The 22,296-nt window shown below is 59.6% G+C and carries 25 protein-coding genes and 2 tRNA genes; 14 read left to right on the top strand and 13 right to left on the bottom strand.

Annotation, left to right across the window (positions count from 1 at the left end; translation table 11 throughout):
• Nucleotides 1-90: 90 nt before the first annotated feature.
• Entirely contained in the window at nt 91-537 is a 447-nt protein-coding gene (locus H7995_RS10470) for a hypothetical protein (protein ID WP_166590570.1), read from the bottom strand.
• A gap of 345 nt (nt 538-882) precedes the next feature.
• Here H7995_RS10470 and H7995_RS10465 point away from each other — a divergent pair, with 345 nt between their 5' ends.
• From H7995_RS10465 to H7995_RS10455, 3 genes are all read left to right on the top strand, one after another.
• Nucleotides 883-1,971, top strand: a complete 1,089-nt coding sequence (locus tag H7995_RS10465) for an asparaginase (RefSeq protein WP_185818323.1) — start codon at nt 883-885, stop codon at nt 1,969-1,971.
• Nucleotides 1,972-2,238: 267 nt separating this feature from the next.
• Nucleotides 2,239-2,439 carry a DUF1654 domain-containing protein gene (locus tag H7995_RS10460; RefSeq protein WP_342345330.1) on the top strand — a complete coding sequence of 67 codons (201 nt, stop codon included), beginning with the start codon at nt 2,239-2,241 and terminating at the stop codon, nt 2,437-2,439.
• A gap of 4 nt (nt 2,440-2,443) precedes the next feature.
• The gene (locus H7995_RS10455) at nt 2,444-3,133 is read left to right on the top strand and encodes an endonuclease (protein WP_166590567.1); all 690 of its coding nucleotides are present in this window, start codon (nt 2,444-2,446) and stop codon (nt 3,131-3,133) included.
• Between the two features lie 277 nt (nt 3,134-3,410).
• Here the strand turns inward: H7995_RS10455 and H7995_RS10450 are convergent, their stop codons facing one another.
• Nucleotides 3,411-3,776 (bottom strand): SPOR domain-containing protein, encoded by a 366-nt coding sequence (locus H7995_RS10450; protein WP_182344165.1) that lies wholly within the window; start codon nt 3,774-3,776, stop codon nt 3,411-3,413.
• A gap of 247 nt (nt 3,777-4,023) precedes the next feature.
• On the opposite strand from H7995_RS10450, the gene csrA reads away from it, so the two are divergent.
• Nucleotides 4,024-4,215 carry a carbon storage regulator CsrA gene (csrA, locus tag H7995_RS10445; RefSeq protein ID WP_008057174.1) on the top strand — a complete coding sequence of 64 codons (192 nt, stop codon included), beginning with the start codon at nt 4,024-4,026 and terminating at the stop codon, nt 4,213-4,215.
• Nucleotides 4,216-4,371: 156 nt separating this feature from the next.
• On the opposite strand, the gene H7995_RS10440 is transcribed toward csrA, so the two are convergent.
• A complete protein-coding gene (locus H7995_RS10440) occupies nt 4,372-4,827 on the bottom strand; it encodes a DUF2214 family protein (protein ID WP_185818321.1) in 456 nt (151 codons plus the stop codon).
• Between the two features lie 444 nt (nt 4,828-5,271).
• Here H7995_RS10440 and H7995_RS10435 point away from each other — a divergent pair, with 444 nt between their 5' ends.
• Nucleotides 5,272-5,526 (top strand): hypothetical protein, encoded by a 255-nt coding sequence (locus H7995_RS10435; RefSeq protein WP_182344161.1) that lies wholly within the window; start codon nt 5,272-5,274, stop codon nt 5,524-5,526.
• Here H7995_RS10435 and H7995_RS10430 read toward each other — a convergent pair.
• Complete coding sequence (locus tag H7995_RS10430) at nt 5,492-6,136, bottom strand: FMN-dependent NADH-azoreductase (protein WP_182344159.1); 645 nt, start codon at nt 6,134-6,136, stop codon at nt 5,492-5,494. The genes H7995_RS10435 and H7995_RS10430 overlap by 35 nt on opposite strands.
• A 97-nt stretch (nt 6,137-6,233) precedes the next feature.
• Between H7995_RS10430 and H7995_RS10425 the strand changes: the two genes are divergently transcribed.
• The gene (locus H7995_RS10425) at nt 6,234-7,091 is read left to right on the top strand and encodes a LysR substrate-binding domain-containing protein (RefSeq protein WP_185818320.1); all 858 of its coding nucleotides are present in this window, start codon (nt 6,234-6,236) and stop codon (nt 7,089-7,091) included.
• Nucleotides 7,092-7,111: 20 nt separating this feature from the next.
• On the opposite strand, the gene H7995_RS10420 is transcribed toward H7995_RS10425, so the two are convergent.
• On the bottom strand, nt 7,112-7,516 hold the full coding sequence (locus H7995_RS10420; protein ID WP_182344155.1) for a hypothetical protein: 405 nt from the start codon (nt 7,514-7,516) through the stop codon (nt 7,112-7,114).
• A 233-nt stretch (nt 7,517-7,749) separates the two neighbouring features.
• Here H7995_RS10420 and H7995_RS10415 point away from each other — a divergent pair, with 233 nt between their 5' ends.
• A complete protein-coding gene (locus H7995_RS10415; protein ID WP_185818319.1) occupies nt 7,750-8,277 on the top strand; it encodes a GNAT family N-acetyltransferase in 528 nt (175 codons plus the stop codon).
• A gap of 502 nt (nt 8,278-8,779) precedes the next feature.
• Here the strand turns inward: H7995_RS10415 and H7995_RS10410 are convergent.
• Nucleotides 8,780-8,856 (bottom strand) — tRNA-Val (locus tag H7995_RS10410).
• A 183-nt stretch (nt 8,857-9,039) separates the two neighbouring features.
• Between H7995_RS10410 and H7995_RS10405 the strand changes: the two genes are divergently transcribed.
• Nucleotides 9,040-10,323 carry an NAD(P)/FAD-dependent oxidoreductase gene (locus H7995_RS10405; protein WP_185818318.1) on the top strand — a complete coding sequence of 428 codons (1,284 nt, stop codon included), beginning with the start codon at nt 9,040-9,042 and terminating at the stop codon, nt 10,321-10,323.
• Between the two features lie 41 nt (nt 10,324-10,364).
• Here the strand turns inward: H7995_RS10405 and H7995_RS10400 are convergent, their stop codons facing one another.
• From H7995_RS10400 to H7995_RS10390, 3 genes are all read right to left on the bottom strand, one after another.
• The gene (locus H7995_RS10400; RefSeq protein ID WP_185818364.1) at nt 10,365-11,573 is read right to left on the bottom strand and encodes a DSD1 family PLP-dependent enzyme; all 1,209 of its coding nucleotides are present in this window, start codon (nt 11,571-11,573) and stop codon (nt 10,365-10,367) included.
• 71 nt (nt 11,574-11,644) lie between these two features.
• Nucleotides 11,645-12,976, bottom strand: a complete 1,332-nt coding sequence (locus H7995_RS10395) for a D-arabinono-1,4-lactone oxidase (protein ID WP_185818363.1) — start codon at nt 12,974-12,976, stop codon at nt 11,645-11,647.
• A gap of 84 nt (nt 12,977-13,060) precedes the next feature.
• The gene (locus H7995_RS10390; protein WP_166591947.1) at nt 13,061-13,447 is read right to left on the bottom strand and encodes a c-type cytochrome; all 387 of its coding nucleotides are present in this window, start codon (nt 13,445-13,447) and stop codon (nt 13,061-13,063) included.
• Nucleotides 13,448-13,923: 476 nt separating this feature from the next.
• Between H7995_RS10390 and H7995_RS10385 the strand changes: the two genes are divergently transcribed.
• Both H7995_RS10385 and H7995_RS10380 read left to right on the top strand, forming a co-directional pair.
• The gene (locus tag H7995_RS10385; RefSeq protein ID WP_185818317.1) at nt 13,924-15,549 is read left to right on the top strand and encodes an NADP-dependent glyceraldehyde-3-phosphate dehydrogenase; all 1,626 of its coding nucleotides are present in this window, start codon (nt 13,924-13,926) and stop codon (nt 15,547-15,549) included.
• 30 nt (nt 15,550-15,579) lie between these two features.
• Nucleotides 15,580-16,659, top strand: coding sequence for an FUSC family protein (locus H7995_RS10380; RefSeq protein WP_185818316.1), 1,080 nt, complete (start codon nt 15,580-15,582; stop codon nt 16,657-16,659).
• A gap of 7 nt (nt 16,660-16,666) precedes the next feature.
• Here the strand turns inward: H7995_RS10380 and H7995_RS10375 are convergent, their stop codons facing one another.
• Nucleotides 16,667-17,560 carry a DMT family transporter gene (locus H7995_RS10375; protein ID WP_185818315.1) on the bottom strand — a complete coding sequence of 298 codons (894 nt, stop codon included), beginning with the start codon at nt 17,558-17,560 and terminating at the stop codon, nt 16,667-16,669.
• A gap of 132 nt (nt 17,561-17,692) precedes the next feature.
• Here H7995_RS10375 and H7995_RS10370 point away from each other — a divergent pair, with 132 nt between their 5' ends.
• Together H7995_RS10370 and H7995_RS10365 are read left to right on the top strand one after the other, a co-directional pair.
• Complete coding sequence (locus H7995_RS10370) at nt 17,693-18,130, top strand: Lrp/AsnC family transcriptional regulator (RefSeq protein WP_166591944.1); 438 nt, start codon at nt 17,693-17,695, stop codon at nt 18,128-18,130.
• 57 nt (nt 18,131-18,187) lie between these two features.
• A complete protein-coding gene (locus tag H7995_RS10365) occupies nt 18,188-18,517 on the top strand; it encodes a YceK/YidQ family lipoprotein (RefSeq protein ID WP_182344127.1) in 330 nt (109 codons plus the stop codon).
• A 66-nt stretch (nt 18,518-18,583) separates the two neighbouring features.
• Here H7995_RS10365 and H7995_RS10360 read toward each other — a convergent pair whose 3' ends face one another.
• On the bottom strand, nt 18,584-19,255 hold the full coding sequence (locus H7995_RS10360) for a Bax inhibitor-1/YccA family protein (RefSeq protein ID WP_166591942.1): 672 nt from the start codon (nt 19,253-19,255) through the stop codon (nt 18,584-18,586).
• Nucleotides 19,256-19,379: 124 nt separating this feature from the next.
• On the opposite strand from H7995_RS10360, the gene H7995_RS10355 reads away from it, so the two are divergent.
• Nucleotides 19,380-19,467 (top strand) — tRNA-Ser (locus H7995_RS10355).
• A 261-nt stretch (nt 19,468-19,728) separates the two neighbouring features.
• Here H7995_RS10355 and H7995_RS10350 read toward each other — a convergent pair.
• Together H7995_RS10350 and H7995_RS10345 are read right to left on the bottom strand one after the other, a co-directional pair.
• Nucleotides 19,729-20,628, bottom strand: a complete 900-nt coding sequence (locus tag H7995_RS10350; RefSeq protein WP_185818314.1) for a DMT family transporter — start codon at nt 20,626-20,628, stop codon at nt 19,729-19,731.
• A 99-nt stretch (nt 20,629-20,727) separates the two neighbouring features.
• On the bottom strand, nt 20,728-21,798 hold the full coding sequence (locus H7995_RS10345; protein WP_185818313.1) for an SDR family oxidoreductase: 1,071 nt from the start codon (nt 21,796-21,798) through the stop codon (nt 20,728-20,730).
• A gap of 74 nt (nt 21,799-21,872) precedes the next feature.
• On the opposite strand from H7995_RS10345, the gene H7995_RS10340 reads away from it, so the two are divergent.
• Nucleotides 21,873-22,262 carry a MerR family transcriptional regulator gene (locus H7995_RS10340; protein WP_166591939.1) on the top strand — a complete coding sequence of 130 codons (390 nt, stop codon included), beginning with the start codon at nt 21,873-21,875 and terminating at the stop codon, nt 22,260-22,262.
• Nucleotides 22,263-22,296: the final 34 nt, after the last annotated feature.

Below are 22,296 nucleotides of genomic sequence, written 5' to 3'. Positions count from 1 at the left end.
CTTCACGGGCACCACTGCGCAAACGTTTGCGTAGACCGAACTATGGGAACCCTGCCGCTATTTGTCAACGACTGGCCAAAGCCTGGATGCTCAAGCGGTGGTATTGACCAAACCGCCCGACGAACCTTTGCCCAACTCCTTGGCCAGGGCCGCCGCGGTTTGCATCAGCGCCGCGCTGGTCGAGGCAATCTGCCCTTGAATGCCCGCCACCACCGTCGTCTTGGCTTCAGGCGTCGGATAGGACGCCGCCTGTGCAGCAGCCAACTGCGCCTGTTGCTTTTGCAACAACGCCTGCAATTCCCTCATGCGCTCTTGCAAGGCTTGCACCAGGACACTGCCGCCGGACTCTTCGGCGGACGGGCTGTCCTCGGCCTGTAGCCTGGAACTGACCACCGGCTTGCCTGCGCCTTCCTCCTCGACCGCCAACACTTCGCCCGAGGCATTTGCCAGTGTCTTGTCGGACGCCTGGACAACCACCAGGGGTTTGTCGCTGACACGAACCGTCAGGCCTGAGGTTGAACCGATTGCAGTGGTCATCTGAGCTCCTTGAAATAGTGATCCTTCAAGAAGCATCGGCCGGGGCAGCGTTTACTTGAGTGCCAAACTTTCCCAATCACGTAGGGCGTATCCATTCAGATCGTAGGAGCTTTCGGACAACCGAACACTTTCCGCAGATTTCGTCGGAATCCCGGACATGCTTTGTTACACCAGCCTCACACAACAGAATTTAATCTTTATAAATCAACAACTTAAAAGTTATCTGCACCTCCTTCCCGACTGGTACAAATCCTGCTCTAACCCCCTACCCCCGGCATACAGATCGGCCTGGGGGAATCTAGATGAACCTGCATCAGCACCGTCATCACTATTAGAGAGAAAATAATGAAATCTGCCTTCAACACCCTTGTTCCGGGCGCCTTGGCCCTCCTGCTGCTTCTGCCGACAGCCCTGCAGGCAAAAGAAGTCGCCAACCAGCAAAAACTGGCGAATGTGGTGATCCTCGCTACCGGCGGCACCATTGCCGGCGCCGGCGCCAGCGCCGCCAACAGCGCAACCTACCAGGCCGCCAAAGTCGGGATCGAGCAACTGATCGCCGGCGTACCCGAACTGAGCCAGGTGGCCAATGTTCGCGGTGAGCAAGTGATGCAAATTGCCTCCGAAAGCATCACCAACGAAAACCTCCTGCAACTGGGCCGCCGCGTGGCCGAACTGGCTGACAGCAAGGACGTCGACGGCATCGTCATCACCCACGGCACCGACACCCTGGAAGAGACCGCCTATTTCCTCAACCTGGTGGAAAAGACCGACAAGCCAATCGTCGTGGTCGGCTCAATGCGCCCAGGCACTGCCATGTCGGCAGACGGCATGCTCAACCTGTTCAACGCCGTCGCGGTAGCCGGCAGCAAGGACGCACGCGGCAAAGGCGTGCTGGTGACCATGAACGACGAGATCCAGTCGGGTCGTGATGTCAGCAAAATGGTCAACATCAAGACTGAAGCGTTCAAGAGCCCATGGGGCCCGATGGGCATGGTCGTCGAAGGCAAATCCTACTGGTTCCGCCTGCCAGCCAAGCGCCACACCATGGATTCGGAATTCGATATCAAGACCATCAAGAGCCTGCCTGACGTAGAGATCGCCTACTCCTACGGCAATGTCAGCGACACCGCGTACAAGGCGCTGGCCCAGTCCGGTGCCAAGGCAATCATCCACGCCGGTACCGGCAATGGCTCGGTGTCCTCGCGCGTCGTGCCTTCCCTGCAGGCCCTGCGCAAGGATGGCGTGCAGATCATCCGCTCTTCCCACGTCAATGCCGGCGGTTTTGTCCTGCGCAACGCAGAACAGCCAGACGACAAGTACGACTGGGTCGTGGCGCATGACCTGAACCCGCAAAAAGCCCGGATCCTGGCCATGGTTGCCCTGACCAAGACATCCGACAGCAAAGAGCTGCAACGGATGTTCTGGGAATACTGATCGAGTGCGTGCGGCCCGCCCGGGTCGCACGCTTGCCCTCCTGACTCGCCCGCCCGGGCGAGTCAGCGCCACCCTGGCGCAAGCACTGCAAAAAAAACCTGCCGACACACACCAAAATGCAAAACCTGTGGTCTGAAAGATCTTCTTGAATTTTAAGCAGTTGCGAAAATGCTTACAGTTAAATACTGTATACACGTACAGCTTAATAAGGACTCTCCCGTGGCCACTTCCCAAGCAAACAGCAACCCACCCGGCTCTTACGAACGCATGGGTTTACGCATTCAAAAAATCATCAACTCGCCGAACGCGCAAAAAGCCAAAGCCGCACTGATCTTCCGCCTCCCCGATGAGCCGGTCGATGAGTGGGAACGTCTGCTGGAGGAAATCGCCGAGAACGACAACGTCACCCCCGCCCATCGCGACGACGGTGGCGTGCAGATTTTCTGGGTAGTGCCGAAGGAAGACTGAGTCGATGATGGTTCGTTGTTTTGCGTTGCTGCTACTCCTGGTGGCGGCCAGCGCACACGCGCAGGCGCCACGTACGTTTAACGAAGCGAAAAAGATCGCCTGGACGCTCTACGCGCCGCAGTCCACCGAGTTCTACTGCGGCTGCAAGTACACTGGCAATCGGGTCGACCTTGTGGGCTGTGGCTACGTGCCACGGAAAAACGCCAACCGCGCGGCACGTATCGAATGGGAACACATCGTGCCGGCCTGGCAGATCGGCCATCAGCGTCAGTGCTGGCAGGAAGGTGGGCGGCAGAACTGCACCCGCCATGACCCGACCTACCAGCGCGCCGAGGCCGACTTGCACAACCTGGTGCCCAGCATCGGTGAGGTGAACGGCGACCGCAGCAATTTCAGTTTCGGCTGGCTGCCGGTACAAAGCGGACAATATGGTTCGTGCCTGACCCAGGTCGACTTCAAGGCCAAGAAGGTCATGCCGCGCCCCTCCATCCGCGGCATGATCGCGCGTACCTACTTCTACATGAGCAAGCAGTACGGCCTGCGCCTGTCCAAGCAAGATCGGCAATTGTACGAAGCCTGGAACAAGACCTACCCGGTGCAAGTCTGGGAGCGCCAGCGTAACCAGAAGGTCGCTTGCGTCATGGGTCGCGCCAATGAGTTTGTCGGTCCGGTCGACATGAAACTCTGCAGCTAAGACAAGGCCCGGGGTATAACGCCCCGGGCCTTTGACGAGCAGCTAGCTTCCAGCCTTGTCGTACCGCCACGACCCCATAAGGTTGAGCAACTGCCGAGGAATCTGACGCTCAGCCGGTCACCATGGAGCCGGCCAGCGTTACGCGCATCAGATATGGGCTCAGCACCTGCTTTCGTTGCAGGACGGCGTCGAACACGGAGTAAGGGGCCGCGCGAGCCATGGGCGCCTTTCTGAAAGTGATGAGTCGTTACCCCATAGACGGATAACCAGGCAGGTTTTACTTAACGCTATTGTGCTCGATGACCAGGGTCTCGATATTCTGCTTCTTCGCCTTGACCAGAGCAGCGGCCACCTGAGCCTGGCGGGTTTCGGCCTCAGCCTTGGAATTGAATGGCCCTACCAACACACGTTGTTTGCCGTCTTGCGTGACGACGTAGGAAACAAAGCTATGCTCGATCAACCACCCGGTCAGATCGCTGACAGCCTGCGGAGTCGAACCTTGCACCAACACATCCCACTGCGGCACAGCGACCTCTGCCGGATTGGCCACAACCGGCGCCTGGGGCTTCTTCGACCCTTGCCCGGCCTGCTCACCGCACCCGGTCAGCGCCAATACCGCGATCACCCACATCAATTTGCGCACAGCTTTTCCCTCTGAATGCCAAAGGCGCTGATCTTATCACTCAAAAATGCCTCTCAACCCAAGCAAACAGGGGATAAAACAACGAGAATGATGATTGCAGCCTCTGTATAGTCGCACCCCGGGAATTAATGCAGCGTCTACGCGTCAGAAAGAAGCACCCAAACCGTGACACTTCGCACTAATCTATACGTATTACCGACATCTGTACGTGAGTCAGGTGCCCTACAAAGCTATCAAGGAGAAGATCATGCTGATACTCACCCGCAAAGTCGGTGAAAGCATAAACATCGGTGACGACATTACCATCACCATTCTGGGCGTTAGCGGCCAGCAGGTCAGAATCGGCATCAATGCCCCGAAAGACGTTGCGGTGCATCGAGAAGAAATCTACCAGCGCATCCAGGCAGGCCTGACTGCCCCGGAAAAACCGCAAACCTGAGCTTGAACAGCAATCAGTAGCCAGCCTGCTTTTTAGAGTAATGGCTGGCTAAAGATTCTGTGCCCCCCAACAACGTCGATACTAACGGGATAACCCCAGACGACGCTGTCAGCCGATTCTCTTTTCTCCCGTCGAAAGCGACGCCCTTGCGGGCCGTCAGCCGAACGCCACTGCGCGCGCCATGCCCGTGGCGGCCACCACCATCAGCACAATCAACAACGCCTCGACATGACAGATCCTGGCGAACAGCGCTGTGCTCCCGACATCGATCGGGGCCTGCCGCCCCAATGCGATCCGCCATTTGATCAACGCCCGCATGGGCGCAATTTCCAACAGCAGAATGAGGATGAACACGCCCATTTTCAGGTGGAACAGCGGCTGGTGCAGATAGTAGTCCGTACCCTTTTCGTAGCCACCAAAGGCTCGCATCACACCCGTCAGCAACAGGATGATCGCCGAAACACCCCAAACGTTGTCGGCCAGCAACACACTGCGGGCACCGCCGCCATCGGCCGTCACTCGTCGAAAAGCCGAAGCACGGGCCAGCACCGCCCACAACGCGAGGGCATAGGCCAATAGATGAACCGCCGCAAGCAACCAGTGAGCAGCCATGGCTTTAGCCCCCTTCAAGACGGAAAAAACACCTGCCTCAGTAGTAGTTCATCGCGCGGGACTTCGCCTGCCACGCACCAATCGCGCACCATTAGAACCCGCTTTCAAGATAAATCCCTCAGAACAAAAGACATTTCCTGCATCCCTATAGGCATAACGGACCTAAGCTTGTAGGACTAGCCCCACGAGGCTTTAGGACACTTGTGATCATCTACGCGGCCATCGCACTTCTCACCCTGGTCATCATCACGCTCGGCATGGCCGTTTGTGGCTGGTACCGCCATCTACGCCATGACGAAAACGAGCGACTGCCTCCCAACATCGAACCGGTAGACACTTCGGTAAAAACGGTTGCCCATCGGAATTCCAGCCCTCGCCCTTGAACTAGTGGCAAGTTGCCGCTAATGCTTTAGCTCACGGTGACGCGGATCAGAGGAGGCGAGCATGGTTCCAAGATTTGTTGTAGTACCGGCGATTCCTGCCCAGACCCAATCCTTGCGCGGAGGGAAGCGCTCCTACTGCAAGGCATCCGCCAGCGGATTTAACCTCTACGACAACCAGGACAAGCTGCGCTTGCAACAAGCCTACCCAAGCCGCCTGGAGGCCGAGGCCGCGTGCCAGCAACTGAACGCCGAACGCGTATGCCCCCTGACCTTGGTGCCCCTCAACGGCGACAAAGGCTGTCCGCCAAACGCCTGACCTGCTCAGTCGCAGCCTCGCGAGCCGGTAAATCCTGCGCCTCGCCCAGAATGGTTTTCTCGATAATCACCGCGTGGGAATCAGTGATCCCGATAAATTGCAGCCAGGCCGCCACGTAAGGCTCCTGGAAGTCGAAATATTGCGCCGGCGTGCTCGACTGCGGCGAAAAATCCAGACCGCGGGCGTAGACCACCACCGCCTTCTTGTTGTGCAGCAAGCCATACAAGCCACGCTCCGGGTCGAACCCGAACAACAGGTCTTTCTGCGACACCAGGTCGATGAAGTGCTTGAGCTTGTAAGGGATACTGAAATTCCACAACGGCACGGACAACACCAGCAGGTCCGCACGATGCAGCGGCTCGGCCAACGCCCTCAAGGTGCTCCAGGCGGCTTGCTGCGCGGGCGTCAAGGCTGTGCCTGCAAGCCCGGCGTACTTGGCGTCCATGGCATGCTGATCAAACTCCGGAAGCGCCATGGCCCACAAGTCGAGGGTGACGATTTCGGTGTCCGGGTGATGCTCCTGATAACGCGCGATGAAACTGCGAGCCACCTGCAGAGATGCCGAACGCTGTTTACGGGGGGAACATTCAATATGCACAAGCCTAGTCATGGATGACCTCGAGAGCGGGAATCTGGAGGGCATTGCAACATAGCGCCGATTGAAATATAAATTGTGATTAACCACTCAATTAATCACGATTAGAACTATGTTCGACATCCTGTTACTCAAGACTTTTGTCACCGTGGTCGATGAAGCCAGCTTCAGCCGCGCCGCCGACAAACTGAGCCTGACCCAATCCGCCGTCAGCGGGCATTTGCGACGCCTGGAAGACCAGATCGGCAAACCACTGCTCAAACGCACCACCCGCTCCCAGCAACTGACACCCGACGGCGAACGCCTGATTGCCTATGCCCGCACGATCCTCGCGCTGAACCGGGATGCCTGGGCGCAACTGACTCGCACGCCCTTTCACGGGCGACTGCGAATCGGACTGTCCGAGGATTTTGTCGAGGCGCGGCTGTTGCGCGCGCTGCAGGCGTTTGCCGCGCAGTACCCGGGCCTGGAAATCGACATCCAGGTGGGCATCCCTGGCACCTTGCTGAACCAGATGAAACACGGCCATCTGGAGCTGGTGATCGGTTCGATCTGCGAAACCGACGAGCCAGGTCAACTGCTGTGGCAGGAACCCCTGGTGTGGGCAGGCCCAGCACAGCCTGTGACCTCGCTACCCAGCCCCCTGCCCCTGGCGCTCTTCCCGGAGCCGTGCCCTTACCGCGAGGTGGCGCTGACACGCCTGGCCCAGGCGGGCATCGCCCAACGCACGGCAATGTCCTGCACCAGCACTGCCGGATTGCGGGCTGCGGCGTTGTCCGGCTTTGCCCTGGCACCGATGGCGGCCAGCCAATTGGGCCAGGGTCTGGCGGCGCTGGGTGCCGAGCATGGCTTGCCGGACTTGCCTGATGCGCAGTTCCGACTGTTTACCGCGCCTGAAGCGGACCAACTGATCGTGGCGGCGATTTCGGCACTGATTGTCGAGTATTGCGCGACGCGCAGGGAGCCGTAACAGCCCGGGCTTGCCCCCCCCTACAGGGTGATAGACGTTGCCGGATAAAACAGCGTATTGAGCACCAACAGGATCATCCAGAAACCGATTTCCAGGGTTTCCGTAATCGGCTGGATACGTTTCACCGCACCATACACATGCACCACGAACATCAGCGCGAACACCACAAAGAGCATGTCAAAGGCGTAGCTGAAGCTGGTACCGGTGGTTGCAGAACGCAACATCGCCACTTCCACCACCAGGATGAACGCCCCCAGGCAGCGGCCAAAATAGATCGCCAGGTGCCGATGTTCGGGAATCGTCCAACGCATCGCCCGGGCCCAGGCAATGGGCGCGATAAAGATCGGCAGGGCAAAAAACAGCGTGGTGACGATCATCAAGGTGGTGATGTAGTACTGACTGTATTGCGCGTAGTAACCGAGCATGGCGGACTCCTTTTCCTTGAGGGCAGCCTCTGCGGGCTGAAACGCAGAATTGCAGCCGCCAGGATGGGCGTCCAATGCAAAGCGGTCGCTCAAGACCAAAGAGAATGGGCTTGGGCAGAAGGGATTAGAACCGAAGTCGCCCGACAACAATCCGCGCGATGGAGCACCTTGCACTTGTAATCATGTGGTGCTCCCGGTATTGGTCAGCATCAACCCAATGCAGGAAGCAGGCAGTGATCACCATTCGAGAAGCCACCAGGGAAGACATCCACCGACTTCGCAACCTAGGTATCGAGACGTACCGCGAGCACTTTTCTGACCTGTGGAGCGCCGCAGGAATGCAGCACTTTCTCAACGAAGACTTCTCAATCTGCGAACTTGAGAAATCCATCGAAGCCCCCGCCCACCACAACTGGCTCCTGGTATTCAACGAGGAAGGTCGAGCCATAGGCTTTTCCAAGGTCAACTGGTCCAGATCAATCCCCGTGTCTGGCGAGGTTGGCGCTGAACTGCAGAAAATCTACTTCCTCAAGTCTCAGGCGGGCAAAGGCTACGGCAAGCAACTTCTGCAGTTCATTCAGCAGTCAGCAAAAACCCGCAAGGAAAGCGCCCTATGGCTGGACGTGCTGAAGTCCAACAGCGCTGCCCAGCGCTTCTATGAAAGCTGCGGCTTTCAGGTACTGGGCGAAATACCCTTTCGAACTGACAAGGCTGACATCGGGATGGTTGTGATGCGCTGCGAGCTTTCCCAGTCGGCGTGACTAGCTGTCAACGTTCGTCCCTTGCGCGTCTTGCCCCTGAAGGTTTCCGCCTATGCTCTGGAAAACACAGGGAGAAGACTCATGAAGAAACTGGCATCCATTGCTTTGATCACCACCTTCATTGGCGGATACACGACTGCCCCCCCCCCCCGTAGTCACTTCCCCCTCGCACGAACAATGGCATTCAGGGTGATGGATCGTTACCCGATACCTCGACAACCTCAGCAACAACGCTAGACCATGTTTCGAATGGCGGGCGCCCCACGCTAAACGAGATCCTTGCTTTAGAGGCGTCAGAAATTCCTCCAGAAATACATCCACGCGCAGATGGGCATAACTATCAGGTGGGGCACGGCGAGAAGAAGATTGAATATGTGGTGGTGGGCGCCGATTTGGCGTTCTGAGGTGGGAGTTTTGCAAAAGTTTTGCAAATCGCAGACAACAAAAAAGGGCCCACCTTTCGGTGAGCCCTTCTAGACCGCCCAGCAGAGCGGATTTTGTTTGGTAGGCGCGATTGGACTCGAACCAACGACCCCCACCATGTCAAGGTGGTGCTCTAACCAACTGAGCTACGTGCCTGCTGTGAGGCGGCATTCTACGGAATTGCGCAGGGGTGTCAACACCTTTTTTTCACCTAACCCTATGAATATGCAAAATATTTAATTTTGCTGCGGCAAACCGGGTTTTGCGCCCGCTGGCAGTGGATTTTTAACTCAGGTAGGATCGCTGCATTCGTAAAATATATTAAACAGAGGCTTCGGGATGGCGAACACTCCTTATCCGCAATCCTATTACGCCGCGTCGGCCAACACCGTGCCGGCGCACCCTGCGCTGCAGCAAGAGGTGGAAACCGACGTCTGCGTGATTGGCGCGGGCTACACCGGGTTGTCCAGTGCACTGTTCCTGCTGGAGAACGGGTTTCGGGTGACGGTGCTGGAGGCTGCCAAGGTCGGCTTTGGCGCCTCGGGGCGCAATGGCGGGCAGATCGTCAACAGCTATAGCCGCGACATCGATGTGATCGAGCGCAGTGTCGGCCCCAAGCAGGCGCAGTTGCTGGGGCAGATGGCCTTTGAAGGTGGGCGGATCATCCGTGACCGTGTCGCCCGGTACCAGATCCAGTGCGACCTGAAGGACGGCGGTGTGTTTGCCGCCATCACCGGCAAGCAGATGGGGCACCTGGAGGCGCAGAAACGTCTATGGGAGCGCTACGGCCACAGCCAACTCGAACTGCTCGACAAAACCCGCATCCGTGAAGTCGTGGCCTGCGAGCAGTACGTGGGCGGCATGCTCGACATGAGCGGCGGCCACATCCACCCGCTCAACCTGGCGCTGGGCGAAGCCGCTGCCGTCGAATCCCTGGGCGGCACGATATATGAGCAGTCGCCGGCGGTGCGCATCGAACGCGGTGCCAACCCGGTGGTGCACACGCCGACGGGCAAGGTGCGCGCCAAGTTCATCATCGTGGCCGGCAATGCCTACCTGGGCAACCTGGTCCCGGAGCTCGCCGCCAAGTCGATGCCCTGCGGCACCCAAGTGATCACCACCGAGCCCTTGGGCGAAGCCCTGGCCAATAGCCTGCTGCCCCAGGACTACTGCGTCGAAGACTGCAACTACCTGCTCGACTACTACCGCCTCTCCGGGGACAAGCGCCTGATTTTCGGCGGCGGCGTGGTGTATGGCGCCCGGGATCCGGCGAACATCGAGGCGATCATCCGGCCGAAAATGCTCAAGGCCTTCCCTCAGCTCAAGGACGTGAAGATCGACTACGCCTGGACCGGTAATTTCCTGCTGACCCTGTCACGCCTGCCCCAGGTCGGGCGCCTGGGCGACAACATCTACTACTCCCAAGGCTGCAGCGGCCACGGTGTCACCTACACCCACCTGGCCGGCAAAGTGCTGGCCGAAGCCTTGCGTGGCCAGGCCGAGCGGTTTGATGCCTTCGCCGACCTGCCCCACTACCCCTTCCCCGGCGGCCAGTTGCTGCGCACCCCGTTCGCCGCGCTAGGGGCCTGGTACTACGGCCTGCGGGACAAGTTCGACTTCTGATCTCACCCTACGGGCGCGGCTTTATCGCTGCGCCCGGGAAGTCAGGTATAGACCGGCCAGGTCTCGACGATCTGGCCGCCACGTACCGCCAGCAAATCGCCAAACTGCAGCAACACCGACTCGGTCTGGGTCGGCCGCAGAAACACCTGGTCATCCACCGCCAGGCCCACCGCCTGCGAGCCGTTGACCATTTCCTGGTTGGAACTGCGACCGTAGAGCCCGTTGCTCTGCAACCCGGCCGGCGATTCGAACTCGGCCATCCAGTTCCCGCCATAGATGAAGTAGGTCTCACGCTGGTTGATGTCCCACCATGACAACAACCTGGACTTGCCATCCAGCGCCGGAATCTGCACCGCCCCCGTGCGCTTCAACACGGGAGTAGCGATCCAGGTGGCCGGCACGTGTTCGACCAGCGAGGGCAAGTCGTAATGGGTCGGCTTGAGCATGGCCGTACCCACCGACACTTCGCTGCTCAGCGACTCCCGCTCATGCAGGCGATAGCTGGGGCTGCCCGCGGTATTGAGCGTCAGGTCCGGGCGCCAGAGGTCGGCAAACTGTTGCCGAGTGAAGTCGACATAGCCGTTGTACTGAGCCATGACCTTGGCAAACAGCTCATCGGCACTCCCGAGGAGGCCCGGCACCCCCATGCCGACAAAGGGGTCGTAGCCCATGAACCCGGCAAACTGCAGGTGCTGCGCGTTGGCACGGATCAGCCCCAGCATCTGCCCCAGGGTGGCCGTGTCTGCCACGCCGCCGCGATGCAGGCCGACATCCAGCTCGATATTGACCCGCAACTGAGTGCCCAGGCCCCGGGCCAATGCCAGGTACTGCTGCAGATGCGCCGGCGTATCGAGCAGCCATTGCAACTGCCGCGCCGGGTCGAACACGCCTTTGTGGGTTTGATAGAACAACTGGGCCGAACGCACCGGCAGCGGCTTGCCCAGGAGGATGTCGGACTCGGGGAAAACCAATGCATCATGATTGAGAAACGGCTGATGAAACGACATCAGTCGCTGGGTTCCCGCGCGCTTGCAGATGTAGGCCAACAGCCCTGGTGATGGCAGGGATTTCTCCACCAGGCGCAGGTACTTGCCACCGCGCTTGACCGACTGCATCACCACATCGATGTTGTGGTCCAGTCGATCCAGATCGATCAACAACACCGGGCGCATAGGGCCGTGGTCCTTCAGTTGCTGATTCAGGGCACTGAAATACTCGGAATAGGCGCTGCCCCGATCACCGGGGCGCAGCAGCGCGCCCACGCCCAACAGCAACACGCCAAGCCCTGCGGCCCCAGCGAGGAAATTGCGTCGGTCGATGCTCATCCGCTGACTCCCAGGATCGATGACAAATGGGCGTTGAGGAACTTGCCGCCCGGGTCCAGCGCTTGGCGAACCTCACGAAACGCCTGCCAGCGTGGGTACAGCGCTTGCAGGTTACGGGCGTTCAAGGTGTGCAATTTGCCCCAATGCGGTCGGCCGGCGTACTTCCAGAAAATCGGTTCGATGGCCGCGAAGAAGTTGTGATGGTCCATCTGGTAATGCTGATGCACCGAGATCGAACAGCTGTCACGCCCCTCGAACATGCTCAGGGGGATGTCATCGGCCTTGACGTAGCGGTACTCGATGGGAAACCAGGTACGCAGGTCCTTGTCGGTGATCAGCTTGATGATCTCGCGCAGGCACGCCGGGCCATGTTCGGCCGGCACCGAGTACTCCATTTCGTTGAAACGTACCGTGCGCACATTGGCATAGATGTCGAAGGAGTCGCCGACCCGATCATCAAAACTGGCAATGTGCCGCAGGCTGTTGAGCAAGGTACGACGGGCATCAGGGAAATCACTGACGTATTTGTCGAACGTCTCGATGAGGTTGACGAACTCATTGCCCCCCTCCTCCTCGGCACTGATCGGCGGTGTCGCCGGGTCGGTGGTTTCGTTGAGGGCCATCGACAAGGCGTAGTCCGAATGGGTGACCACCAGCATTTCCCAGTGCTGGTTGTCGCGGGTGTGTTTCTCCACGTCCTCCAGCAGTTCTTCGGTCTTGGCGATCCACTGGTGTTCGCGCAGGCGGTACGCGGGGCGATTCTGCATGCGGATCTTGCTGACCACCCCCAGCGCCCCCAACGACACCCGCGCCGCGTTGAACACCTGCGGGTTGTGGTTGCTGTCGCACTCGATCACCTCCCCGGCGGGCGTGACCAGTTGCAAACCGGTGACATAGGCCGAATAGGAGGGAAACTGTTTGCCGGTGCCATGGGTCGAGGTGGCGATCGCTCCCGCCAGGGTCTGGTAGTCGATATCGGCCATGTTGCTCAGGCCCTGGCCGACCTCCTTCAAGGCCTGGCCCATGCGCGACATGGGCGTGCCAGCGCCAAATTCGGCCTGCAGGGTCTGTGGATCATGACTGAGCAACCCAGTGAAGTTGCTCAACGACAGCAGTGTGCCATCGGTGGGTACCAGGGCGCTGAACGAGTGCGCCGAACCCACCGGGCGAATCTTGCCCGGGGCGCGACCAATCACCTGTACCAGTTCATCCAGATCCTTCGGCGCCAGGCGGGCCTCAGGCAGGCAGCTCTGGGCACCCGACCAGTTGCGCCAGGGAATCAGGCGTGGCGCGCGCACCAACTGTGCCAGCACCGGGTTGCTGCTCAAGGCCGTCAGGGCGCCGACCAGGCTGGCGCGCTGCAGAAGCTGGCGTCGTGTGAGGTCCATCGTCATCAATCCCACCTTGTGCTTTTATTGGAGGTGTTGGCCGGACATGAAGCTAATCAGCGCCAGAAAATCGTCTTCGCTGCATTGCATGCACATACCCATGGGGGGCATGCCGTTGTGTCCGTTGATGGTGTGGTCCAGCAGGCTGTCCATGCCTTGTTGCAGGCGCGGCCGCCAGGCCACTTGGTCACCGGTCAACGGCGCGCCCGAGGCCGGGTTGGCGTGGCACAGCTTGCAACTGGTGTCGTAAGTGCGCGCCAACCCGGCATCGGCGGGTATGCTCGCGGCAGCGGCCGCGCGATCAGGCCCGTCCTTGGGCTCCTCGCCGCAGCCACCCAACACACCGAGTACCAGCGCCAGCGCCGCCCCACGGCAGGAAAACCGCCACCCGGCTCGAATCAGTGCCCACATAAGCATCCTCACTTGTACTGCGCCGCGGCCTGGCGCTTTTTTTGTAGTCAAGACCGGCCACTGAACACTAAGGCAGTCGCTGCCCGTGGTTGAGGGCATTGGGGGTCAACAAGGGGGCTTTCGAGGCCAGGCGCGTCGACCCGCCCCCTGCCACGGTGTGACGGTTTGTTACATCCGCGGTGCGCCAAATCGACTACTCTTGGGCCAGACACTCACAAAGAAACCGCTCTAGAATGCCCTTCAGCGGGCAGGTTGCCGATCTTGTAGCCGCTGGCGAAGCCTGCAATCCACAAGGCCTATCCGGGTCTGGCTGGGCGACGGCTGCGCCGCCGAACGCCGCCTCGCACAGCGGCTACACATCGTGCGAGACCAGGATTGATCAACACCTGCTTTCAAAGCGTATAACCCATAGAGCGATATCTTGCCTGCACGCCACCTGCCGACGGCGTTGCCCACATCCAGCACGGGGTAGTTTCATGAGCACACAAAACATTCTCAGCACACTGTTTCCTGCCCTCGCCGACATCCCCGAGCCCTACCGCCCGGGCGAACCAATCGAACAACGCGAGTACCTGGTGGAGGGCACCCTGCGCACGTGGAACGGCCCCCTGGCAGCCGTTCGCAGCCCGGTGTACCTGGACGTCGACGGGGTCGACGAACAAGTCATTCTCGGCAGCACCCCGCTGCTCGATGCCGAAACCGCCCTCACTGCCCTCGACGCCGCCGTCCGCGCCTATGATCGGGGCCAGGGCAGTTGGCCGACAATGCGCGTGGCCGAGCGGATCCAGCACGTGGAGGCTTTCCTGGGGCGCATGCGCGAACAGCGCACCGCCGTGGTCAAGCTGCTGATGTGGGAAATCGGCAAGAACCTCAAGGACTCGGAAAAAGAGTTCGACCGCACCTGCGACTACATCGTCGACACCATCAATGCCCTCAAGGAACTGGACCGTCGCTCCAGCCGCTTTGAGCTGGAACAGGACACCCTCGGCCAGATCCGCCGCGTCCCCCTGGGCGTCGCCCTGTGCATGGGGCCTTACAACTACCCACTCAACGAGACCTTCACCACCCTGATCCCGGCATTGATCATGGGCAATACCGTGGTGTTCAAGCCCGCCAAGCTGGGGGTACTGCTGATTCGCCCGTTGCTCGAAGCCTTCCGCGACAGCTTCCCGGCCGGGGTGATCAACGTGATCTACGGCAGCGGCCGTGAGACCGTCAGCGCGCTGATGGCCAGCGGCAAGATCGATATCTTTGCCTTTATCGGCACCAACAAGGCCGCCAGCGACCTGAAAAAACTGCACCCCAAACCCCACCGCTTGCGCGCGGCCCTGGGGCTGGATGCCAAGAACCCTGGCATCGTGCTGCCCGAGGTCGACCTGGACAACGCGGTCAACGAAGCCGTCACCGGCTCGCTGTCGTTCAACGGCCAGCGCTGCACCGCGCTGAAAATCCTGTTTGTGCATGAAGAGGTGGTCGATCGCTTCATCGAGAAGTTCAACCACAAGCTCGCCACCCTCAAGCCCGGCATGCCGTGGGAAAACGGCGTGGCACTGACCCCACTGCCGGAGTCGGGCAAGGTCGACTACCTGCACGGCCTGATGGATGACGCCGTACGCAAAGGCGCCAAGGTGATCAACACCCACGGCGGCCAGGCCCGCGGTTCATTCTTCTACCCGGCAGTGCTGTACCCGGTGACCACCGACATGCGCGTCTATCAGGAAGAACAGTTCGGCCCGGTGGTGCCTATCGTGCCTTATCGTGACCTGGATACGGTGATCGACTACGTCCTGGAGTCAGACTTCGGTCAACAGCTGAGCCTGTTCGGCACCAACGCCGCCGAAGTGGGGCGCCTGGTGGACACCTTTGCCAATCAGGTCGGCCGCATTAATATCAACGCCCAGTGCCAGCGTGGCCCGGACACCTTCCCGTTCAACGGCCGGAAGAATTCGGCAGAAGGCACGCTGTCGGTGCACGACGCCTTGCGCACGTTCTCGATTCGCACCCTGGTGGCGACCAAGTTCCAGGAGAGCAACAAAACCTTGATCAGCGACATCATCCGCGGCCGGGAGTCGAGCTTCCTGACAACCGACTACATTTTCTAGCACACGGCTCAAGGACACCCCGGCAACCCGATGACTGCCTTTCGCTCACTGCGCCTGCCACCCGTGTTGCGGCGCCTGCTACGGCCCTTGCTGGACCCGTACCGGCGCTACCGCAACGCCCGGGTGATCCACGCCATCCGGGTATCATTGGGCCTGCTGGCGACCATCCTGCTGACCACGGGGATCAACCTGCCCCATGGCGAGTGGGCATCCGTCACCATGCTGGTGGTGATCGGCGGCCTGCAACACCACGGCAACATCGGTAAAAAAGCCGCCGAGCGCGCCTATGGCACGTTGATCGGGGCCGCCGTGGGGTTGCTGCTGGTGCTGCAGCAGGCCTGGCTTGGCCTGCCGTGGCTGACCTACTTCGGCATGTCGGTGGTCTGCGGCTTCTTCTCCTACCACGCCATCGGCAAGGGCGGTTACACCGCGCTGCTGTCGGCGATCACCGTGTTCATCGTCGCCGGCCATGGCGACAACCCCGTCACCGATGGGCTGTGGCGCACCGTGGATATCCTGATCGGCATCGTCCTGGCCCTGGCGTTTTCCTTCGCCCTGCCGCTGTATGCGGTGTATTCCTGGCGCTACAAACTGGCCGGGGCGCTGCGTGACTGCGCAAGCATCTACAGCCGGATCATCAGCGGGCAGTCGGTGACCGACGACCACTACCTCAAACTCCTCGGGCACTTGAACGCGGTGATGGTGCAACTGCGCTCGCTGATGCCCTCGGTGTCCAAGGAGGTGCGCATTTCCATCACCGAACTGGACGCTGTGCAACGCAACCTGCGGCTGTGCATCAGCACCCTGGAAATCCTCGCCAACACCCGCCCCGACACCCGCGACGAACAGGCCATGGCCCAGATGCAACTGGCGCTCAAAGCCGAACATCGCGAAATTCGCCGGCTGCTGATCGGCATGGCGCGCGCCCTGCAATCCGGTACCACCCAACGCCTTGAGCGCAACAGCAGCGAGCCGCTGCTGCAAAACGCGATGGAGACGCCGGTGTACAGCGCACTGGACGGTTACCGGTTGTTGACCCGGCAACTGGCAAGCAACCTTAACGAGATGCGCCAGCGCCTGGTCAAGTCGGCCCCCCACTGGAAGATCTGAACAGCACTCAGGACGTCACGGTTTTGCGCGTAGCGCTGCCCCAACCTTGTTGCATGCCGGCAGCCGCCAGCAGAATCGCCGCCACACCGATCCATTGCAGCAGTCCCAGGCGATGACCAAAAGCCAGCCAGTCCACCAGAATCGCCGCGATCGGATAGATGAACGACAGCGCTCCGGTCAATGCGGTCGGCAGCTTCTGGATCGCACCGTACAACAGCACGTACATCACCCCGGTATGGACAATGCCCAGGATCAGCAGGCTGGCCCAGGCCGTCGACGTTTGGGGCAGCGCCGACCAATTGGCCCAGGGTGCCAGCAACAGCACACCGGTGCAGACCTGGATCAGCGCAATCAAGTGCGGTGGCGTGCCGGTCAGGCGCTTGATGATCAGCGCGGCAAAGGCGTACAGCAGCGCCGCGCCCAAGGCCAGGGCAATCCCCAGTAGGTACTGATCGCCACCCACGCCCTGCTCGCCATGGGCACTGACGATCGCCAGCATCCCGAGAAACGCGAGCCCCAGCCAGGACAGCTTTTGCACGCTGATCTTCTCACCGAGGAACAATGCCGCCAGCCCCACCAGCATGAACGGCTGGACGTTGTACACCGCCGTGCCGATGGCAATCGAAGCCCGCGAGTAGGAAGCAAACAGCAGCACCCAGTTGCCGACAATCGCCACCCCGCTGAGCACGGCCAGCAGGAACGTGGTGCGACTCAAGAGGCCCGGGCGCAGGAAGCCGAACAGCCCGCAAATCAGCAACAGGGTCGCCGCGCCGAACACGCAGCGCCAGAACACTACATCCAGTACCGGCTGGCCGCTGACCAGCACGAACCAGCCAATGGTTCCGGAAATCAGCATGGCGGCGGTCATTTCCAGCGAGCCGCGACGAAGGGTGTTGTCCATGATCAGGTTCCTCGTTGTGAGCGCAAAGTATGGCGCTGCGGCACCCGCCACCTCCATGGCCAAATGCAGGCTAAACTACGAATTCACCTTTTTTATCAAGGCAATTCCAGGTTATTGCCTAAGAGGTTTCAGATGACTGACGACATCGATCAACTGCTGATCAGCGCCCTGATGCAGGACTCGCGACGCTCGCTCAAGGCCCTGGCGCAGATCAGCGGCCTGTCTTCCCCCAGCGTTGCCGAGCGCCTGCGCCGCCTCGAAGAGCGTGGCGTGCTTACGGGCTACACCGTCGAAATCGACCCCAAGTGCTTTGGCTACCAGTTGCAGGCCATCGTGCGCATCCGCCCGCTACCGGGCCAGTTGCAGCATGTTGAACGGCAGATCCAGGCCATCCCCGAGTTCACCGAATGTGACAAGGTCACCGGCGACGACTGCTTCATCGCGCGCCTGCACGTGCGCTCGATGGAACAGCTCGACACCCTGCTCGACCGCCTCAACAGCTACGCTGAGACCAACACCGCGATCGTCAAGAAAACCCCGGTCAAGCGCCGCCTGCCGCCGATGGCGTGAGTGTGGTCTGACGCACAACGGCGTACAGTGCAATTTTTCCGGCGAAGGATTGGCGGCATGAAAATTCACGGTGTGCTCCTGGCAGCGATGCTGCTGTCAGGCTGCGGGACGCTACAGACGGTGGTGCGCAGCGACGAAGCGGCGGCAGCCAGCCTCAAGGAACAGAAAAGTTACTGCGGCGCCGTACCCCGCATCTACAGCGGAGTGACTTATGACTTCTGCACCCTCTACGCACCGCTGAAGGAAGGCATCGACGCGCAAAAATACGACAACGGCACCATCGTGGTGTTGATCGATGCGCTGATTTCCGGGGTGCTGGACACCGCCCTGCTGCCGTACACCATCTACCGGCAACAGGCCGACGGCAGCATCATCGTCACCGAGTGAAGCCGGGGCGAATGGCAGGCCAAAAAAAACCCGCCGAGGCGGGTTTTTTAGTGTCAAAGGCGTCGATCAGTCATCGCGGCCCATGATGCCGAACAGCTGCAGCAAGCTGACGAACAGGTTGTAGATCGATACATACAGGCTGATGGTCGCCATGATGTAGTTACGCTCGCCGCCATGGATGATGGCGCTGGTCTGGAACAGAATGCAGACCGAGGAAAACAGTACGAAACCAGCGCTGATCGCCAGTTGCAGGCCGCTGATCTGGAAGAACATGCTCGCCAGCACTGCACCCAGCAGGACGAAGAAGCCCGCCGTGATGAAACCACCGAGGAAGCTCATGTCCTTGCGGGTGATCAGCACATAGGCCGACAGGCCGCCGAACACCAGCGCGGTCATGGCAAAGGCCGAGCTGACCACTTCGGCGCCGCCCTGCATGCCCAGGTAACGGTTGAGGATCGGGCCAAGCAGAAAGCCCATGAAGCCGGTCAGGGCAAAAGCCGACACCAGGCCCCAGGCCGAATCACGGAGTTTGTTGGTGAGGAAGAACAGGCCATAGAAGCCGATCAGCACCACAAAGATATTCGGGTAACCGACCCGCATCTGCTGCGCCACGAACGCCATCACACCGCTGAAGGCCAGGGTAAGGGCGAGCAAGCCGTACGTGTTGCGCAGGACGCGGCTAACCTCTAGCTGCTCAGCCTGCACGCTGTTATTAACTGCGTAATCCTGTTCGCGCATGGCGACACTCCTGTAGGTTTGAAACGTTCAGTCGCAAAGATCATAACAGACGCTCTGTAACTAGCTATGCAGAGAGTTTGACAGTGTGTTTCATTCGGGTATTATGGCGCCCGCAAAGCAGTTTGGAAGCGTGGCCGAGTGGTTTAAGGCAACGGTCTTGAAAACCGTCGATGGGCAACTATCCTAGAGTTCGAATCTCTACGCTTCCGCCACATTTATACGACAAAGCCCTGATTATTCAGGGCTTTGTCGTTTCTGCAGCACACGATTCCTGACGCACCCTGTCGCTATCGCTTCCGCGTCTCTATCGGCCATTTCCGCCCCCCTACCCTACGACGGCATCTATCGGCTGCACCAACGTGTGACGAATACATCCGAGGGTATTTGGACTGACCGCTTCAGCCAGAAACAGTCAGTCGCTCAAAACACTTAACAACCACAGATTGCCAAAGTCATCAGAGTCCGAGACTGGCTCACTCGGTCGAAGGGACGGAGGCTTTGCTGCCCAAGCGGATCAGTTCGTTGGAGAAACACAGGCCGACGATGATCAATGCCGCTCCCGCGTACAGGCTTTCGCGCGGTACTTCATTGAGCGCCACAAACGCCAGCAGCGCGGCGAACAGTGGCTCGGTCAGTTCCAGCGCTTGCACTTGGGATGGCTTGAGATACTCGATGGCCTTGGTGGTGCAGAAAAAGCCCAGGATTGTCGGCAGTGTGGCCAGCGCCAGCAGCGCGGCGATCGCCAGCGGCGACAGCTCGCCTATCGCAAAACCATCGGCCGCAGCCGGCATCAGCAGGTACAGGCTGCCAAAGAACAACAATTGCCGGGTGAAGTGCAGTCCTCCCGACACCCCCATACGCTTCATGGCAACCGAAAAGGCCCCATAGCCGCAGCCCGCCACGCAGGCGAGCGCAGCACCTTGCAGGGTGAAGCCCTGCTGCAGGTCGCCGCCGAAGATCACCGAGATCCCAGCGATAGCCAGTGCGGCGCCGACGGTAGCATTCGCGGTGATGGCATCCTTGAGGAAAATGCGCCCCAGAATGATCGAGGAGATTGAGGCACTGGCCATCAGCATCACCACCACACCTGCCGCAGCGTAGTGTCGATAGGCGGACGTTTCGAAATGGAACAGCACAAAGATGCCAAGGAATGCGCAGATAGCCGCTTGAGTCCATTTGATCGACGCCGTCGGGCGTTTGAGAAAAAACAGTAAGACCGAGAGAAGCACGCAACCCAGTACGGTCTTGATGACAGCGACACTGCTGGCGGTGAATCCATTACTCATGAGCACTTTGCTGAGTACACCGATCGTTGCGTTCAGTGCCGCAGCACTGAGTGCAAACATGACGCCTTTGCTGAAAGTAGATTGCATTGTTGACGATCCCTGTCGCTGAATGGTCGTTCGATAGAATGCCGCCCTGCATCGACGGCACAAAGTTTGAGGCTGCTCCCAAGGGAGAAGTCAGAGGGCCTAGCCCTTGGCTATGCAATATGAGTTGACGAACCTTGCCGTGAGTTGCAAAGACTGACGTATATCCGGCTTGGCTATTCCATGCCTATTGGCAAATTGCTCGACCGCCGCGGTATCAAAACGAGTGGTCTGGATAAAGTCCAGGGCTTCGGGTTTTGAATTCAAAAACCGCGCAACGGGAGGAATACTCAGCAGCAACTTAAGCAATCGGAGCGAAATATAATGCTTGGGAGACTTTAAGCCCAAAGGTTTTGCCGCCTGTACCAGCAATTCTCGCAAGTTGGGCGTTTGGTCATCCAGCGCCAGCAGTTCCTGGCCCACCATGGCAGGATCAAAAGCACACACCGCCATCAGTTCCACCAGGTAATCCACGCTAACCAGTGGCAACCAGTGCTCGGCGGTACCAGGCACCGCAGTCAGCTTTCCCTGCACAAGGTTGCGTATCAGCTCCACCAGCGGCTGACCGTCAAGGATATGCCCCGTACGGCTGTGGCCACAAACCGTCGCGGGGTGGACAACGGTCATCTCCCCGCCCTTGGTAAACATCACCTCCAGGGTCGCAAAATGCGCCTCCAGCTTGCTCCCCTCGTAACCACCGACACGTCGGTAGACAGCAGGCCAATTCGTCAGCTCCGGATAACGAGGATCAATTCCGATGCGCTGCAGATGTTCATGATTTTTCAGCATGTAGCCGCCGATCATCACTAACCGGCTCTTTTGCTCAGCCGCCAACAGCGCCACGCGCTTTGCCCCTTCCACATTCACCGCACGAGCATGCTCCACTGAAAGCCCCCATGCGAAGTGGGCACCCAGGTGGAACATGACTCTGGCGCGCCTCAGCACTTCTCGGTCAGCAAGACTCAGCCCCAGATTGTCCCGTTCCAGATCGCCAGCTACGGCAAATACCCGGGCTGCGCAGCCTCCCAAGTTGTCGACTTGCTCGCGCAGTGCAGCCAGTCGATCCGGGCGCCGCATCAACACCCGAACGGTGTGACCTTTTGCACTCAAGTGCGCCACCAAATGTTGACCGATAAAGCCGGTACCCCCCGTGACAAAGCACTCCACGCTCATTTCCCTGTTCCTTGTTTAAGGTGAGAAACCAAGCGTAAACTATCGACCCAACTCTACAGTCAAGCGGTGTTTTCATGAAAATCGGCGAACTCGAAGCCCGCAGCGGCGCCAGCCGCCATACGCTGCGTTACTACGAACAAATCGGCCTGATCTCACCGCTGCGGCAAACGAACAACTATCGCGTTTACACCACGCAAACGCTGCAGGACCTGGACTTTATCCAGCGCGCGCAAAGCATGGGGTTCTCCCTGGGGGAAATAGGCGAGATTCTGGATGCGCAGCGCAACAAGCTGATCGATTGTGCTGAAGGGGCCAAGCTAATTGAAAGGAAAATGGCAGAAATCAAACAGAAAATCGCCAGCTTCCAAAGCATCTATCAGTACCTGGATCAAGAGCGTGCAAACCTCGAAGCCAGTGCTGCCAAGCAACTTGAACTTCAGCAACTAAGCAACTCTTGCACCTGAACTGTCAGCTTCTGGAAAACGCTGGCTGCATTCA

The sequence above is a fragment of the Pseudomonas kielensis genome (genome assembly GCF_014236655.1).
In the GTDB taxonomy this organism is placed as follows: Bacteria; Pseudomonadota; Gammaproteobacteria; order Pseudomonadales; family Pseudomonadaceae; genus Aquipseudomonas; species Aquipseudomonas kielensis.
This window is presented reverse-complemented; position numbering and strand designations above follow the sequence as displayed.